At 31.4% G+C, this 16,820-nt stretch carries 12 protein-coding genes; all 12 read left to right on the forward strand.

The annotated features are described in order from the left end of the window. The first annotated feature begins 39 nt into the window (after window positions 1-39). The gene (locus CIW83_RS14515) at window positions 40-1,653 is read left to right on the forward strand and encodes an ABC transporter substrate-binding protein (protein WP_094902393.1); all 1,614 of its coding nucleotides are present in this window, start codon (window positions 40-42) and stop codon (window positions 1,651-1,653) included. Between the two features lie 78 nt (window positions 1,654-1,731). Next, on the forward strand, window positions 1,732-2,673 hold the full coding sequence (locus CIW83_RS14520) for an ABC transporter permease (RefSeq protein WP_235601351.1): 942 nt from the start codon (window positions 1,732-1,734) through the stop codon (window positions 2,671-2,673). Between the two features lie 2 nt (window positions 2,674-2,675). Beyond that, window positions 2,676-3,521 carry an ABC transporter permease gene (locus tag CIW83_RS14525; RefSeq protein ID WP_201259908.1) on the forward strand — a complete coding sequence of 282 codons (846 nt, stop codon included), beginning with the start codon at window positions 2,676-2,678 and terminating at the stop codon, window positions 3,519-3,521. Between the two features lie 23 nt (window positions 3,522-3,544). Continuing rightward, the gene (locus CIW83_RS14530; protein WP_094902399.1) at window positions 3,545-4,534 is read left to right on the forward strand and encodes an ABC transporter ATP-binding protein; all 990 of its coding nucleotides are present in this window, start codon (window positions 3,545-3,547) and stop codon (window positions 4,532-4,534) included. After that, on the forward strand, window positions 4,524-5,507 hold the full coding sequence (locus CIW83_RS14535; protein ID WP_094902401.1) for an ABC transporter ATP-binding protein: 984 nt from the start codon (window positions 4,524-4,526) through the stop codon (window positions 5,505-5,507). Before CIW83_RS14530 ends, CIW83_RS14535 begins: the two co-directional genes overlap by 11 nt. A gap of 256 nt (window positions 5,508-5,763) precedes the next feature. Next, on the forward strand, window positions 5,764-8,877 hold the full coding sequence (locus tag CIW83_RS14540; RefSeq protein ID WP_094902403.1) for an ATP-binding protein: 3,114 nt from the start codon (window positions 5,764-5,766) through the stop codon (window positions 8,875-8,877). Continuing rightward, window positions 8,858-9,961 carry a response regulator gene (locus CIW83_RS14545; RefSeq protein WP_094902405.1) on the forward strand — a complete coding sequence of 368 codons (1,104 nt, stop codon included), beginning with the start codon at window positions 8,858-8,860 and terminating at the stop codon, window positions 9,959-9,961. Before CIW83_RS14540 ends, CIW83_RS14545 begins: the two co-directional genes overlap by 20 nt. Before the next feature lie 186 nt (window positions 9,962-10,147). Next, a complete protein-coding gene (locus tag CIW83_RS14550) occupies window positions 10,148-11,101 on the forward strand; it encodes a hypothetical protein (protein ID WP_094902407.1) in 954 nt (317 codons plus the stop codon). Continuing rightward, window positions 11,092-11,991, forward strand: coding sequence for a methyl-accepting chemotaxis protein (locus tag CIW83_RS14555; RefSeq protein ID WP_094902409.1), 900 nt, complete (start codon window positions 11,092-11,094; stop codon window positions 11,989-11,991). The genes CIW83_RS14550 and CIW83_RS14555 overlap by 10 nt, the downstream gene beginning before the upstream one ends. Window positions 11,992-12,102: 111 nt before the next feature. Beyond that, the gene (locus CIW83_RS14560; RefSeq protein ID WP_094902411.1) at window positions 12,103-12,996 is read left to right on the forward strand and encodes a GGDEF domain-containing protein; all 894 of its coding nucleotides are present in this window, start codon (window positions 12,103-12,105) and stop codon (window positions 12,994-12,996) included. 29 nt (window positions 12,997-13,025) lie between these two features. Then, window positions 13,026-15,581 (forward strand): helix-turn-helix domain-containing protein, encoded by a 2,556-nt coding sequence (locus CIW83_RS14565; RefSeq protein WP_094902413.1) that lies wholly within the window; start codon window positions 13,026-13,028, stop codon window positions 15,579-15,581. Between the two features lie 212 nt (window positions 15,582-15,793). Then, window positions 15,794-16,810: an EAL and HDOD domain-containing protein gene (locus CIW83_RS14570; RefSeq protein WP_255374454.1), complete on the forward strand. Its 1,017-nt coding sequence runs from the start codon at window positions 15,794-15,796 to the stop codon at window positions 16,808-16,810. Window positions 16,811-16,820 lie beyond the last annotated feature (10 nt).

A 16,820-nucleotide genomic window follows, 5' to 3' on the forward strand; every position in this document is an offset into this window, starting at 1 on the left:
GATATATTAAAAAATTAACAATATATTAGGAGGACTGAAATGAGAAACAAGAAATGGTTAGTACTATTACTTTCACTAGTTATGCTGGTATCAACGGCTTGTGGCAATAAGACAGTAACAGAAGACCCAGCACCAACTGATACACCTACGGATATAGGACAAGAGCCAACAGCTCCACAGAAGGTAGACGGTGGGATTTTCATATTTGCAATTGCCAGTGACCCAAATGTAATGAACCCATTATACGCTGGAGATAGAGTTACTATGACTATTAACAATGCAATATTTGCGCCACTTTATGTCATTGATGAAGAAGGAACAGAATTCTTCTTGGCTGAAAGTATTACTCCTTCAGAAGATTATCTAACTTATACCTTAAAGCTAAAATCAGGACTTAAATGGCATGATGGAGAGGATTTAAATGCAGATGATGTAATCTTTACGTTAAATTCAATCACAGATGAAAAGCAAAAAGCTAATTCCAGAGGTTCATTTATAATTGCTGGAAAACCAGTAGAAGCTAAAAAGATAGATGATTTAACAGTAGAATTCATATTACCAGAAGTTTCAGTACCATTTATGGGAAGTTTAGGTGGTATCCGTCCAATTCCGCAACATATATTTGAGGGCGAAGAAGATTTAGCAAAGAGTACAAAAAATCTAGAGCCAATAGGTTCAGGGCCATTTAAATTCAAAGAGATGAAGAGTGGTGAAAAGGTAGAATTAGTTAGATTTGATGAATATTTTGACGGAAAACCAAATCTTGAATCAGTAGTATTTAGAGTAATAGCCGATCCAAATGCAGCAAATACAGCATTATTAAATGGTGAATTGTCTGCTAGATATATAACTACTGCAGATGTGGATAAATTTAATACAGATGAAAATTTCAATGTAGTTCTTTACAAAGAGGGTATGTTGAATAATATGGTATTTAGATTAACTAACAAGGACTTACAAAATAAGGATGTAAGAAAAGCAATAGCCTATGGAATAAATAAAGATGAGATAATAACAGGAGTTTATAAATCATCAGAATATGCGGAGAAAGCATATTCCGTATTTGTACCAAGTACACAATTCCATACTTCAGATGTAGAAAAATACGAATATAATGTGGAAAAAGCAAAAGAACTTCTTAAAAATGCAGGAGTTGAAAACCTAAAGTTAAGATTAGCATATATCAACTCAAGTAAAGAAAATGAAGGCTTTGGGCTTATTATGCAGCAACAATTAAAGGCAATTGGCATTGAATTAGAACTTCTACCAATGGAAAGAGGAGCATTTTATGATAAATTACTTGATGCTTCAAATACAGATTTTGATTTGGCGTTCAATGGTTATGTAATGGGTGTAGAGCCAAACGGATATAAACCATTGTTCAGAACGGGGGATTTTAACAATTTTATGGGATATGCAAACGAAGAATTAGATGCAGCATGGGAAGATGGAGTAGTTGAAACAGATGAAGCTAAAAGAGGGGAAATCTATCAAACTATTCAAAAACAATTAATGAAGGATATGGTAGTATATCCAATAGCTTATCCAAATTCAATAGTTGCAGTAAATAAAAAATATGGTGGAATAGAAGAAGCTAAGCCAGTTCCAATCTTTATGTTTAGAGATTTATCTAAGCTTTATATTATGGAATAATTTAAATAAAGACCACAAAAGTAAACTAAATTTTAGTTTACTTTTGTGATTATATTAGGAGGAATTTATGTGGTAAGAATGATTATAAAGAGAATGATTCAAGCAATACCAATGATGATTGCCATATCTATAGTTTCATTTCTTCTTATAAAATTAGCACCAGGAGATCCGGTACAGGCCTATATCACTCCAGAGATGGGGCCAGCAGAGATAGAAAGTATAAGAGAAAGCATGGGTCTCAATAGTCCCATACATATACAATATATAAGATGGTTAAAGTCTGCACTAAAGGGTGATTTAGGATATTCACTAGTAAATCATAGACCTGTAGCAATGCAAATAATTGAAAGACTTCCAGCAACTTTAGGTCTTATGGGGGCTTCTCTAGTGATTTCTATGATTTTGGGAATTATAATAGGTCTTATTTCAGCTGTAAATCAAAATAAATTCTTTGATAATATTGCTACTTTTACTTCCTATCTTGGCATTTCCATACCAAGTTTTTGGTTTGCAATGATGCTAGTATATGTATTATCTTTAAAATTAAAACTCTTACCAAGTATTGGAATGAGAACCATAGGAGTACATACTACTTGGGATTTAATAAAGCATGGAATAATGCCTACAATTGTTTTAAGTTTACAAAATATAGCTACAGTTACTAGATATATTAGGTCAAGCACCATATCTCAATTAAGAGAAGATTATGTAATGGTTGAATATGCATCAGGAGCTAGCAAAAGAGAAGTGTTGTATAAGTACGTATTAAAGAATGCAATTTTACCTGTAATTACAATACTAGGCATGTCTTTACCAGGACTAGTATCTGGAGCATTTATTACAGAGAGTATTTTTGGATGGCCAGGTATGGGACAACTAGGCATTAAATCTATATTTAGTTATGATTATCCACTTATTATGGCAATTACCATGTTTTCATCCTTTATATTGATTATAGGAAATTTATTGTCAGATATATTATACGGTATTGCGGATCCAAGGATTAAGGAGTTGAAATAACAATGAATGATAGATTAAAAACAAATCTTAAATATCAGCTAAGACAAAATAAATTAGGGATTATAGCTCTAACGATAATCTTCATATTAGTAATTGCATCTATCTTCGCCTTTCTATCTCCCCATGATCCAAATAAGATTGATGTAATGAATAGTTTGAGTTCCCCTAGCAAAGACCATATATTTGGTACAGATGAGATGGGGAGAGATTATTTCGCTCGTGCACTGTATGGAGGAAGGGTATCTCTGACAGTTGGTTTTCTTTCTATGATAATATCAACGGTAATAGGGACTATAGTAGGAACTATCAGCGGATATTTTGGAGGGAGAGTTGATAGCTTAATTATGAGGACAATAGATATACTTATGAGTATACCTACTTTTTTTCTAATACTTATATTAAATGCTTATTTAAAACCAGGGATTCAAAATATCATCATTATAATAGGATTATTCAGCTGGATGGGGATAGCAAGAATTGTTAGAGCTGAGACACTTTCAGTTAAGGAAAGGGAGTATGTACTATATTCAAAAGTTATAGGAGAAAGGTCTAATATTATTATGCTTAAACATATTATACCAAATATTTTTCCTACAGTTATAGTAGCATCAACCTTAAATATTGCAGGAGCAATTCTAACAGAATCATCTCTATCTTTCTTAGGATTAGGAGTACGTCAACCAGATTCATCTTGGGGCAGTATGCTTAAATATGCCCAAGGATATATTGGAGATGCACCATACTTAGCCTTATTTCCCGGGATATTAATATTGCTTACAGTACTTAGCTTTAATATTTTAGGAGATGTATTTAGAGTTGCATTTGAGCCTAAGGCAAATAATGATTAGGCAAGGAAAAGGAGAGATTTAACATGAAAGAGCCCTTATTAAGTTTGAAGGATTTAAAGGTTTCTTTTTTTAATAATAGTGGTGAGGTTAAAGTAATTCGTGGAGTTTCATTTAACTTAGAAAAAGGAGAAGTCCTTGGGGTAGTTGGAGAATCTGGAAGCGGAAAATCAGTTACTTCCATGTCTATAATTAAATTACTTAAGGGAACAGGAAAGATTACAAATGGCGAGATTGTTTATAAGGGAGAAAACCTAGTAGATAAAACTGAAAAGGAAATGATGAAAATTCGTGGCAATGATATAGCTATGATATTTCAAGATCCCATGACTTCACTTAATCCAGTATTTACAGTGGGAACACAAATATCTGATGTAATAAGAAGGCATCAGGGATTAAGTAAAATTGAAGCTAAAAATAAAGCCATAGAAATGCTAAGAATGGTAGGTATTCCTTCTCCAGAGGAAAGATATAATAACTATCCTCATGAATTCAGCGGTGGTATGAGGCAAAGGGCTATTATTGCCATGGCATTAAGCTGTGAACCTGAGCTGCTTATAGCAGATGAACCTACTACAGCTCTAGATGTCACAATTCAAGCTCAGATACTTGAATTGCTGATGGAGTTGAAGGAAAAGATGGATACATCAATTATTTTGATAACCCATGATTTAGGAGTAGTAGCTAATACATGCAATAGAGTAATAGTTATGTATGGAGGACTTATTATGGAGGAAGGAACTGTAGATGATATATTCTATAATCCAATGCATCCATATACAAAAGGATTACTTCAATCCTTACCAAATAAAGATACTAAGGAAAGACAAAGACTTGTGCCAATAAGAGGAAATCCACCAGATTTATCTAAGGCAATAGAAGGATGTCCTTTTGCAGAACGTTGTCCTTATGTAATGGATATCTGCAAAAAACAACAGCCTAAATATTATGGAGAAAATGCTCATAGAGCTATGTGCTGGCTCTTAGATAAGGGAGATGATAATAATGGAAAATAGGAAAAAAGAAAGGTTAATAGAAGTTAATAATCTAAAAAAATATTTTCCAGTGAAAAAATCATCTTTCATGGGTAAATCACAATATTTAAAAGCTGTAGACGATGTGAGTTTTTATATAAATGAAGGAGAAACCCTAGGGTTAGTAGGTGAATCTGGTTGTGGCAAATCTACTACAGGTAGAAGTATTATTAGACTTTTTGATATAACTGGTGGTCAGATTCTCTATAGAGGAAAAGATATAGCTAAATTAAAGGAGTCAGATTTAAGACCTTATAGAAGAAAAATGCAGGTAATATTTCAAGACCCCTATGCATCACTTAATCCAACCTTAACTGTAAAAGATCTAATCTCAGAGCCTTTAGATGTTTACCATATAGGCAGTAAAAAGGAACGACAGGAGAGGACTTTGGAATTATTGGAAAAAGTAGGACTAGGAAAGAACCATCTGGATAGATATCCCCATGAGTTCAGCGGGGGACAAAGGCAGAGAATAGGCATAGCAAGGGCATTATCTATTAATCCAGAATTTATATTATGTGATGAACCTATATCAGCCCTTGATGTATCTATTCAAGCACAGGTAGTAAATATGCTGGAGGATCTGCAAAATGAAATGGGATTGACATATTTATTTATAGCCCATGATTTATCTATGGTAAGACATATATCCCATAGAATAGGAGTAATGTATCTAGGAAAATTAATAGAAATAGGGAAGAGTGATGAAATCTATAACAATCCTCTTCACCCTTATACTCAAGCCCTTTTATCATCAGTTCTTGAGCCTGATCCAAGAATGGCTATAGAGAATCCTATTAAGGTATTAGAAGGAGATGTACCTAGCCCTCTTAATCCACCGTCAGGCTGCAAATTTGTTACTAGATGTAAATATGCCATGAATCAATGTCATGAAATAGAGCCAAAGTTAATAGAGAGAGAATCAGGCCATATGGTAGCTTGTCATTTATCCTAAAGGGATAATAAAATAGCGAATAATATCATAAAGTTTAGCAATATAAGAGTATATATTAATAAAAGAAAATATTATAATAATATTTGTAATAAAGAATACTAATTAACTATCATCATAAGTTGGAATAATTTCACAAATTGTTCCAACTTTTTTATTATATAAAATTTTGGTAATAAAACAAAGTTAGGGGTAATAATGGGATTGGCAATATAAAGTACAGTATTTTATATTCACGGCAATCAAAAAGGGTGAGGATATGGCAAAACATAAAAAGCTAGAAATTCAACATATTATTTCTATAACTATTTCAATCATAATTGTTCTCATAGTTATCAGCAATCTTCTAATAATTAATTTTCCAAATCAAGAGAGCAAGTATATAGCAAAAAAAGGAGTTTTGGATATTCGGGATTGGAAAATAGATAGAGAAGGAAATATTAAATTAGATGGAGAATGGGAGTTTTATCCAGGGGTACTGCTTAAGCCCGAAGAAACAAAAGCTGATGGATTTAAAAAATATGAGAAAATTAGAAAATATGTAAAGGTTCCTGGTCCATGGAAGGACTATTTAAATGAGGAGGGCTCTTCTGATGGATCAGGTACATATAGGATTATTGTTAGAGTGCCAGAGGATGAAATATATGGTATCAAAACTAGGACTATACGTACAGCCAGTCGAATTTATTTGAATGGGCAGGAGTTTGCTAGTGTAGGGAACTTATCTATAAATAAGGAGGACTTTCGCAGGGGAAGCAAATATAGGGTAGTAGCAGGTAATAGCTTAAATAAGGAAATTGAATTAATAATTAATGTTTCAAACTATGATTATGCAACAGGAGGCATCATCAAATCCGTTGAATTTGGAACTTTTGAATCGATTATGGAGAGCAACAATAAGAGCCGTGCCTTAGATGCACTGACGATTTCAGTTTGTCTAACCTTATGTATATATTTTCTTATAATATACTCTCAGCGGAGGAAAGAACATTATTTAATATATTTTAGCGGAATGAATTTCTTTATGGCAATATATTTATCAACTATGAATGAACAGCTTTTAGATTTAGTATATAACTACAGTTATGTAACTAGAACTGCAATCCAGGTTCTGACAATGATGATGGTAATCCTTTGTTTTTCACAATTTACCCATTGTTTCTTCAGTAATCATGGCAGCAATAAGATTATAAATAGAATATCTATAATAATTTTTGCTACGCTGGCAATTTTCTTTTATAATCCAAATACCCCTTTATTTATCTATCTGGGTTATTTACATGCGGCTATCTTGGGGCTTTTGATGATGAGATATAGCTACATATTTTATATTTTATTAAAGGAAATATATAATAAAGCAGATTCCTTAGAATATATTTTGATAATTACAACCTCTATGTTTTCCTATTGGTTCATAATGACATTGAAGATATTATTTGAAATTGATTTAGGGAATATTCCTATTTTGTTGATTTTATTATTGATGCTTAGTATAGCTGCATTAATGAGCCGTCGACTTCAATTAGATTATCAAAGGGCAAGCTCTCTCTCAGAGAAGCTTATAAGGTACGATAAGCTAAAGGATGAATTTCTAGCTAAGGCATCCCATGAATTAAGGACACCTTTACATGTAATACTCAATTTAACAAAAAATTTATTAGAGGGGCAAAAGGGGGCACTGAATTCTCAACAACAGGAAGATTTGTTCTTTATAAATCAGGAAGGTCAAAGATTAACTCGTTTAGTAGAAGATTTATTAGATGCTTCTCAAATAAAAAACGGCGAGATAAAGTTGAGATTAAGCTCAATTGAACCATATAAAATTGTAGAAGATATTTTAAAGGAAATGAAAATTTTAATTCCTGAAAATAAGTCCATTGTATTAAAAAATCAAATTCCTAGAGTATTTCCAGCATTAAGGGCAGATTCAGATAAATTTAGGCAGATTATCTATAATCTAGTCCATAATGCTATTAAATATACAAAAGATGGAGAAATAGTAGTCTCTGCGTCTATAGTTGATGGACAAGTTGAAATTAGGGTATCAGATACTGGAATTGGAATCGAAGAAAAATATTTTAAGGAAGTTTTTGATATTTTTTATCAAAAGAATGAAGAGGGACAGGTGGAACAAGGATTAGGATTGGGATTATCCATAGTAAAATATTTAGTAGAGAGTCAAGGTGGTAGAATAGACGTCGAGTCGATCTATGGAAAAGGTTCTAATTTTAAGTTTACATTACCAGTATATGATGGAGGGATGAAAGAGCAAGATGAAATAGCTTTTATTCAAGAAAAAGTTTTTCAATCTAATATGTCTTTGGAACTATCTCCTAAATTAGAAAGAGAAAAAAGAAGCAATATAGGTAAACCAATGATTTTAATAGTGGATGATGAACCATTGAATCAAAAAATTCTATGGGATATTATGGAACAACTAGAGTTCAATATTATTTTAGCAGATAATGGGGAAGAAGCTTTAGATATTCTTAAAAGAAATAAAATAGATTTAATAATACTAGATTTTATGCTACCAGATATGTCTGGAGATAGAGTATGTAAAGAGGTTCGTAAAGAATACTCTATGGTAGAGCTTCCTATTTTGATTTTGACTGCGTCAGGAAGAACTATTGATTTAATGAGTGCATTTGATTATGGTGCTAATGATTTTCAAAGGAAGCCGGTAGATTCTGAGGAATTAAAATCTAGAATTCAATCTCTATTGCTAATGAAAAAATCAGTAGAGGAAGGGCTAGAAAAAGAATTTCAATATTTTTATTCTCAAATATCTCCACATTTTCTATACAATACAATAAATACTATTATCGGTCTGAGTTACAAGGATCGTGAAAAAGCAAGAAGAGCTCTAAACAATTTGTCTATTTATTTTAGAGGAAAACTAGATCTCCATAGAAAGAAGGGTCTTATTACTTTAGAGTCAGAATTGGAATTGATAATTGCATACCTTGAAATAGAGCAAATGAGGTATGGAGAAAGATTGGAGATTGAATGTGATATTGAAGAGGGAATAAGAGCCATGATTCCTCCTTTAACATTACAGCCTATAGTAGAGAATTCCGTACGACATGGTATTGTAGCTAAAAATAATAGTGGAATAGTAAAGATAGTTGTAAAAAGAAAAACCGAAGGATTTGTAAGTATAGAAATCGAAGACAATGGAATGGGAATGACATTTGAGAAACAACAAGAGATTCTAAAAGGAAATAGCCAAAGACTAGGATTTACAAATGTGGTGAAGAAAATAAAGATATTAAAAGGAGCAACTTTGACATTAGAAAGTAAACTAGGAGAAGGCACAATAGTAGAGATTGTTATTCCGGAGGTGAAATATAATGAGAATCATTTTAATTGATGATGAACCTATTGCATTAGACTTGTTAAAACTTATGCTTTCCTCATATGAGGATGTGGATGTAGTTGGTAGTTATACAAAACCTCTTGATGCATTAAAGGGTATTAAGAAAATACAACCTGATGTTATATTTTTAGATATTGAAATGGGCGAGATAAATGGGCTAGAGCTTGCTGAGCTTTTTATGAAAGAACTTGATGCTGTGGAAATAGTGTTTATTACAGCTTACTCAGAATATGCAGTGGATGCCTTTGAAATAAATGCTATTGATTATTTATTAAAGCCCATTCAGGAAAAACGTCTTAATAAAACCATTGAAAGGTTAAAAGATAAATCTATGGAACACTATGGAATAAATATCTTGGATAATAGATTGAAAGTAAATAGTTTTGGTTCCTTTGAGGTGTTGGATAGTATGGAGAATCCTCTAATCTGGCGTACTCAAAAATCCAAGGAGTTATTTGCTTATCTATGGAGCAAAAAGGAAAGAGCTGTTTCCAAAATGTTGATTATGGAAACCATTTTTCCCGATAAAGATTTAGATAAAGCCACTACTCTTTTACACACAACTATTTATCAATTGAGAAAGAATTTAGAGAGATTAGGATATTCAAATGGAATCATTTACTTCAATGACTGTTATCAATTAGATATACCAATTAAATCTGATGTCCAAGAATTAAATAAAATTCTAGGTTCAAAGAAACATAACGATAAGGAGATAGAAGAAATATTAAGAATTTACAAAGGAGATTTTCTAGAAGAAGGATATCATTGGGCCATGGAAACTCAACAAATATATAAAGACGTAGTATTTAATACACTAGAAAAATACGCAAGGACTCAATTAGAATATGAAAAACTAACTCCAATTTTAAAGACTTGTTTGGATAAGATTCACAAAATGGATTCTTTTAATGAAAAGGTGGCAGAAATGATAATTCATTATTATGGTAAACAAAATAAGAGATCTAGTTTGGAAGTTTTTTTCAATAATTATGTAGAAAATCTTTGGGAAGAAATGAGTCTTAAACCAATGGAAATTACAATAGATCTGTATAGAAAATATATGGAAAATTTTTAGTGGATGTAAAAATAGTAAAAGTATATTACTTCTTTGTTCAGAGTTTGTTCAGAGCTTATATATATAATTAAATATATAAAAATTGATTATTTTGTACTTAAAGACGTTTTAACAAACTAACAAAATTTATTGAAAAAGATTCGTTCTATAGTCGTGAAAAGTTATAAGAGAGGATGGCTGTAAAAAATGCAAAAAAGGTCGAATACCAATTTGAAATACTTAAGTTTAAATATAAAAATATTATTATCTGTTCTGATGATATTCTTACTGTTTGTATCGATTTTAGCCTTTATTGGTCTAAGGGGTTATGCCAATATAGCAGTTAGTACAGAGCAAAGAAATTTACAAAATATAAATAATGTTGCAATAGATGCATTAGCTTCCGCTAGCCGTGCAAGTCAATATGTAAAAACCAATATTCTAGGAAAGGACGATATAGATGCCTTGGCTTCTGCCAGTGAAATCCAATATGTAGAATCCACTGCTCAAGGAGTGGATGACGAATTAAATAAAATATTGTCTGCCCAAAATTATATAGAAAGCTTAAATATCGGGAAGGAAGGATTTTTTGTAGCATTTAATGAAAAAGGAGAAATAAAATTACACTCAGATATAGGGCATATGCAAAAATATGGATTCGAAATCAAAGGTGACTATTCTTTAATATATGAAGATATACTTAATTATTCCTTAAAAAATACATCTAAGGAAGTTTCAGATAATAATGAGGATTTCCATCGAATGTTCATAGGAGAAGAACGTTTTATATTAGATGGAAAAGATTATTATGCGAGAATTGAGAGGTGGGAAAGTCTCTATATAGCAAGTATATTAGATGAATATTCAATTGTGGCAGAGGCTAAACAGCAAATAATAAAAATACTTATTTTCTTATCCTTTGGAATTATAATTGCTTCAATGATTTTTGTTTATTTAATTAAGAAGCTAGTAGGAGATAAGATGAAAATCATAAGAGATAATGCACAAAAATTTGGCCAAGGTGATTTTGAAAATTTAAGGGAGCTGCAAGTTAGAGTTAGAGATGAAATCTCTGAGACTAATAAAGTTTTAATAGATTCTTCTAAAAATATGATGGATATAATAAAGACCTTAAGTAGAATAGTGAAGAATTGTTACTAAAAGGAGAAACTTTACAAGATTTAAGTAGAAGCTATAGTATTGGAAGCAAAGAAATTGTGATTGCAGTAGATGAGATTGCAAGTGGAAGTGAGAAACAAGCACATGAAACTATGAAAGGTTTAGAAGAGTTGAGTTTATTGAAAGAAATAATTGATGAAGAACAGGAAAAGTTAAAAATATTAAATTTAAGAATTGAAGATATAGACAAGCTCAAGGAAGAAGGAAATGAAATAATAGAAACCTTAGTAGAATATACAAATAGAAGCAATGAAGCAGCTATACAAGTGAAACATGTTATAGACCAATCTAATTTTAATGCTAATAAGATAGAAGAGGCAAGTGCAAAAATAAAAGGAATAGCTAATCAAACCAATCTTTTAGCACTTAATGCAAGTATAGAGGCCGCTAGGGTAGGGGAATATGGAAAAGGTTTTGCAGTTGTGGCAGATGAAATAAGGAAATTGTCAGAAGAATCTAGTGTATTTGCTTTAGAGATTGAAGATATTATAAAAGATCTATTGTTGGGATCTGAAAAAGCAGTAGATCTAATGAATGGAGTTAGGGAAGAAGCAGAATATCAAACGGATAGTGTAGAAAGAACAGGAGAAAAATTCCATAGAATAAGAGAAAAAATAGAAGAAATAAAGAATGTAATAGATGAACTTAATGAAAGTGGTAGTATCCTTGAAGCAAGGAAAGAGGAAATAGCAGAAGTAATAGAGCATTTAAGTGCTATTGCACAGGAAAACAATGCGAATACAGAAGAAGTCAGCGCAAAGGTAGAAGAACAAAATAACAGTACTTTGAAATTAGAAGACTTGAGTAATAACTTAAGAATGGTGTCTGAAAGCTTAATGAGTAAGCTAGAGATACTGTATAGCACTAAGTGAGTATGATTATTTTAATAAATATTCACAGTGATATTTTATTTTTTAAATAAATTAACTATAATATATCTTTCAAAAAAGATTTAGCTTCACAAAGTAAGAGGAGTTGTTGATATGGATGTTTTCAGAGTATATGATTTAAATGGCTATTTAGAAGGACTTAACAGATTATTTGATGTTGTTAGGATAGTAAATCCTATATCGAAGAAAGTTATTTATCAAAATGGAGAGGGAGAGACCATAATTCATGGAGATGATTGCTATGAATTTTGGGAGAAAGGAAAGGTGTGTGATAATTGTATATCTGCCAGAGCATTTACAGAAAGAAAGAGTTTTACAAAAATTGAATACAAAGGTGATGGAGTATATATGGTTATGGCATCTCCAATTATATTTGGAGATGATATGTATATATTAGAGATACTGAAAGATCTTACTGAAACAGGGATCGTGACAGGGTTAAGTGGATTAAGTCTCAAAGAATCTACAGATATTATAGCTAAGCTCAATGAAAAAGTTATGAAAGATGATTTAACGGGAGCATATAATAGGCGATATATAAATGAAAAGTTGCCATCTGATATTTTTTATGCAGCAAGAAGCAATGAAAAAATTTCTGTTATTATGCTAGATATCGATTACTTCAAGGAAATAAATGATATCTATGGACATCTTGCTGGAGACTTAGTGCTAAAAGAAGTAACTAGTATAATAAAATCTAAAATTAGAAGAAATTATGACTGGGTTGCAAGATATGGAGGAGATGAATTTCTTATAGTTTTAAAAAATTCCGATAAAAAGGCATCTGATATGATTATAAAAGAAATTCAAATGGCATTAAGGAATAAGGTGATTAAATTTGATAATTATACAATTGGTTTAACCCTTAGCTTTGGGACCTATATAGTAGAACCAGGAACTAAGGATTTTGATGAAGTTCTCTATATAGTTGATAATAATTTAAATATGGCAAAAGAGTATGGGAAGGACAAAGTGATATCATCTTAGTATTGGGTGTAATGGAAGGTGGATTGAATATGGAATATTCATATGAATTGGTGAGATCTAAAAAAGGAGTGCCATTTAAAATATTTATTCATAGTGTAAATAGACTGAAAATGCACTGGCATAGCCAAATGGAAATTATACTAGTATTAAAGGGTTCTATTAATATCAGAATTGGGAGTGAATCTTATCTACTTAAAGAAAATGATTTAATTCTAGTAAATAGTAATGAAGTTCATAATACGAGTAAAACTGCGGAGGATAATATTTTAATAGTGCTTCAAGTTAATTTAGATCATAATGTCCATTATTATCCTAAATTTAATGAAATGATATTTGACTGTAAATCCTTTACCTGTAATGAAGAGGAACAAGGAAAGTTCGATGCAATTAGAAGACATTTGGCTAAGATATTCTGGGAGATTAATAAAAAGAGAGAAGGATATCAGTTTATAGTAGGCAGTGAAATGAATTTATTGGGCTCCCATTTAATAAATAACTTCGAATACTCCTTTCTGGAAGATGAAAAGGTAGAGGCTATTCACAAAAATATAGATAGACTCAGCAGTATTATAAAATATATAGATGAAAATTTTGAAGAGGGAGTAACACTTCAAGAAGTAGCTGATAATGAGAATCTCAATGTTTATTATGTTTCTCATTTTATTAAGAAAAACTTAGGAATATCATTTCAAGAGTATATAAATAATAAAAGGTTGGATAAAGCTGTAGAATTACTAGTAAATACGAATAAGACAGTAACTGAGATAGCCTTTGAAAGTGGATTTTCTAGCACAAAATCCCTGAATACTCTTTTCAACAAGACATATAATTCTTCACCTTCAGCATATAGAAAAGAAAAAACTAATTTAGATGATATAAGTCATACTGATATAGAAGGAGAAAAGATAAAAAGTAAAACCTATCTAGATGTTGATAGGACTGCAGCCTTTACAAAACTATTTAAATATTTAGAAATGGACTTAGAAATGAAAGAAAAGAAAACTCTAACACTAAAGGATTTCATTAGTATAGACACAAATCAGGATGGAATATACCATAATTTCTATTGGAAGAAACTTACGACATTTGGCAGGGCTGCAGAAGGATTAAGAAAAAATTGGCAAGACCAATTAAAGGAGCTTCAATCTCAAATAGGATTTGAATATATTAGATTTCACGGTATTTTCTCAGATGAAATGATGGTATACAACATAAATGATGATGGAAGTATAGCATATAATTGGTCCTATATAGATGAACTATTTGACTTTTTTAAGGATGTCAATATCAAACCTTTTATTGAATTAGGTTTTATGCCTTCTGAAATAGCAAAATCTGATGAAACTATGTTTTGGTGGAGAGCAAATATATCTGGACCAAGGGACATAAAGCTATGGACGGATTTAATTAGAGAATTCATCAGACATTGTATAAATAGATATGGTTTAAAGGAAGTTGAAACTTGGTATTTTGAGGTCTGGAATGAGCCGGACTTGGAACATGTTTTTTGGATTGGAGGAGAAGAAGAATATTTTAAGTTCTATAAAGAAACTGTATTAGCTATTAAATCTATTTCTAGGGAAATGAAGGTAGGAGGACCTTCTGTTACTTATCAAGTTATAAAGGATGGCAGATGGTTTGAAGACTTCTTAACATATTGTGATAGAAATAAAGTACCTCTGGATTTTGTTTCCTTGCATATTTATCCTGAAGATTTTTCATCTAAGCAAATGGTACAGGATATAATGGTTAGAGCTAAGGCAGGAGAAGATATATTAAAATTAACATCATCATGGAAAGATATGAAAAGAATTTATTTTGATGAAAATCACACCTATGATACATTGAAATCTGTTCATAGCAAAATAAATCAATATTTGCCCTATAAACCTGAGATTCATATAACTGAGTGGAATTCTTCATCCTATGGAAGAAATTTTATTCATGACACATGCTTCGAATCTGTTTTTATTATTAGAAATATTTTGAAATCTATAGACGAAGTAAATTCAATTGGATATTGGACGTTTACAGATATTATGGAGGAAACAAAAGCTGGTATTTCCCAGTTTCATGGCGGTTTTGGCTTGATAAACAAAGATGGACTGAAAAAACCATCCTATTTTGCTTATTATCTATTATCTAAATTAGGAGAAAAGATTATAGGGCAGGGTGAAGAATATATCGTAACTAAAAATGATGATGATGTTCAGATTTTAGCCTATAATTTTGCATATTTTGATGAACTTTTTATGAATGGAGATACATCGGCACTAACTAATACTGAAAGATATCTGGTATATGAGGATAAGCCACCCAAGGAGGTAGGTTTCAATATTATAGGGGTCTCAGGACATTATAAGGTTACGAGATATAAGTTAAATAGAGAACATGGATCTCCATTTGACGAATGGGTAAAGATGGGAGCTCCTGAAAATCTGACAAAAGAAGAAATACAATATCTTAAGGGGAGAGCTAATCCCAAAATATCTGTAGAGTATATGGAGATAGGGGGAGAATACTCTGATAATTTATATATTCCAGTACATGGAGTGGAGCTTATAATACTAGAGAAGCAAACATAGTTGGAGGTGAACATTACTGTTATGGATGTGTTCTTAGCTCGACAACCTATTTTTGATTCTGACAAAAGGTTAGTGCTTATGAAATTTTATATAGAAGTGGACTCGTAAACAATTTTGATGGAATTGACGGAGATGAGGCTTCTAGGGAAGTAATCTTTAATACATTTCAGACCTTTGGTATTGAAAACTTAACAAATGCAAAGCCAGTATTTATCAATTTTACAGAGAGTTTAATAAATGACGAAACAGCCACACTTTTTTCTAAGGACCTTCTTGTGGTAGAAATACTAGAGGATGTACTACCCAGTGAGCAGGTCATAGAAAATAGTAAATCCCTAAAAGAAATGGGATATAAAATTGCATTAGATGATTTTATATATAAACCAGAATATGAAGAGTTAATAGAATTAGCAGATATAGTAAAAATTGATTTTTTGCTATCAGATAAAGAAGAAATCAAGAGACTTAGTAGAGATTTAAAGAAGCGAAATATAGAACTATTAGCAGAAAAGGTTGAAACCCGAGAAGATTTTGAATATGCAAAAAAACTTGGATTCTCTTTATTCCAAGGATTTTTCTTTAGTAAACCAGAAATAGTGATATCAAAAAAGATACAGCCAATTAAAGCTACTTGCTTGCAATTGGTTAGCAAAGTAAATGAAAAAGAAATAGATTTTGGTAAAATTGCCAATATAGTATCCATGGATTTGTCATTGACCTACAATCTACTAAAATTAGTGAATTCTGCAGCATTTGGATTTAGATATAGGATTAAATCAGTTAAACATGCTGTAGTAGCACTTGGAGAAAGAGAAATAAAAAAGTGGATATATCTTGTCGTAGTAAATACTATAGGAGAAGATGAGCCAGACGAACTAACTAGATTATCACTCATCAGAGCTAGATTTGCTGAATTAATAGCAATCAATACTAGATACAAGAAACAATCAGAGGAGATGTTCTTACTAGGATTATTCTCGTTGCTAGATGTTATTTTAAGAAGACCTATTAGTGAAGTGCTAGATGAAGTAAAAGCATCAAATGTGATAAAAGCGGCTTTAATAGATGGAAATGGGGAAATTGGGATCATATATAAAATGATAATAGCTTATGAAAAAGCAGAATGGGATGAGGTTCTTTTATATGCAGAAAGTTTAGATATTGACTGCTATTTAATTGTTAAGGCATATATGGATGCATTGCTATGGTACAACAAATTGGTAGGATAAAGTATTTATA

The organism is Tissierella sp. P1 (assembly GCF_002266425.1).
GTDB lineage: Bacteria > Bacillota > Clostridia > Tissierellales > Tissierellaceae > Tissierella > Tissierella carlieri.

Bases quoted from the DNA above. Each gene is read 5' to 3' on its own strand.
- CIW83_RS14515 (WP_094902393.1), top strand. From the start codon at position 40: ATGAGAAACAAGAAATGGTTAGTACTATTACTTTCACTAGTTATGCTG.
- CIW83_RS14520 (WP_235601351.1), top strand. From the start codon at position 1,732: ATGATTATAAAGAGAATGATTCAAGCAATACCAATGATGATTGCCATA.
- CIW83_RS14525 (WP_201259908.1), top strand. From the start codon at position 2,676: ATGAATGATAGATTAAAAACAAATCTTAAATATCAGCTAAGACAAAAT.
- CIW83_RS14530 (WP_094902399.1), top strand. From the start codon at position 3,545: ATGAAAGAGCCCTTATTAAGTTTGAAGGATTTAAAGGTTTCTTTTTTT.
- CIW83_RS14535 (WP_094902401.1), top strand. From the start codon at position 4,524: ATGGAAAATAGGAAAAAAGAAAGGTTAATAGAAGTTAATAATCTAAAA.
- CIW83_RS14540 (WP_094902403.1), top strand. From the start codon at position 5,764: ATGGCAAAACATAAAAAGCTAGAAATTCAACATATTATTTCTATAACT.
- CIW83_RS14545 (WP_094902405.1), top strand. From the start codon at position 8,858: ATGAGAATCATTTTAATTGATGATGAACCTATTGCATTAGACTTGTTA.
- CIW83_RS14550 (WP_094902407.1), top strand. From the start codon at position 10,148: ATGCAAAAAAGGTCGAATACCAATTTGAAATACTTAAGTTTAAATATA.
- CIW83_RS14560 (WP_094902411.1), top strand. From the start codon at position 12,103: ATGGATGTTTTCAGAGTATATGATTTAAATGGCTATTTAGAAGGACTT.
- CIW83_RS14565 (WP_094902413.1), top strand. From the start codon at position 13,026: ATGGAATATTCATATGAATTGGTGAGATCTAAAAAAGGAGTGCCATTT.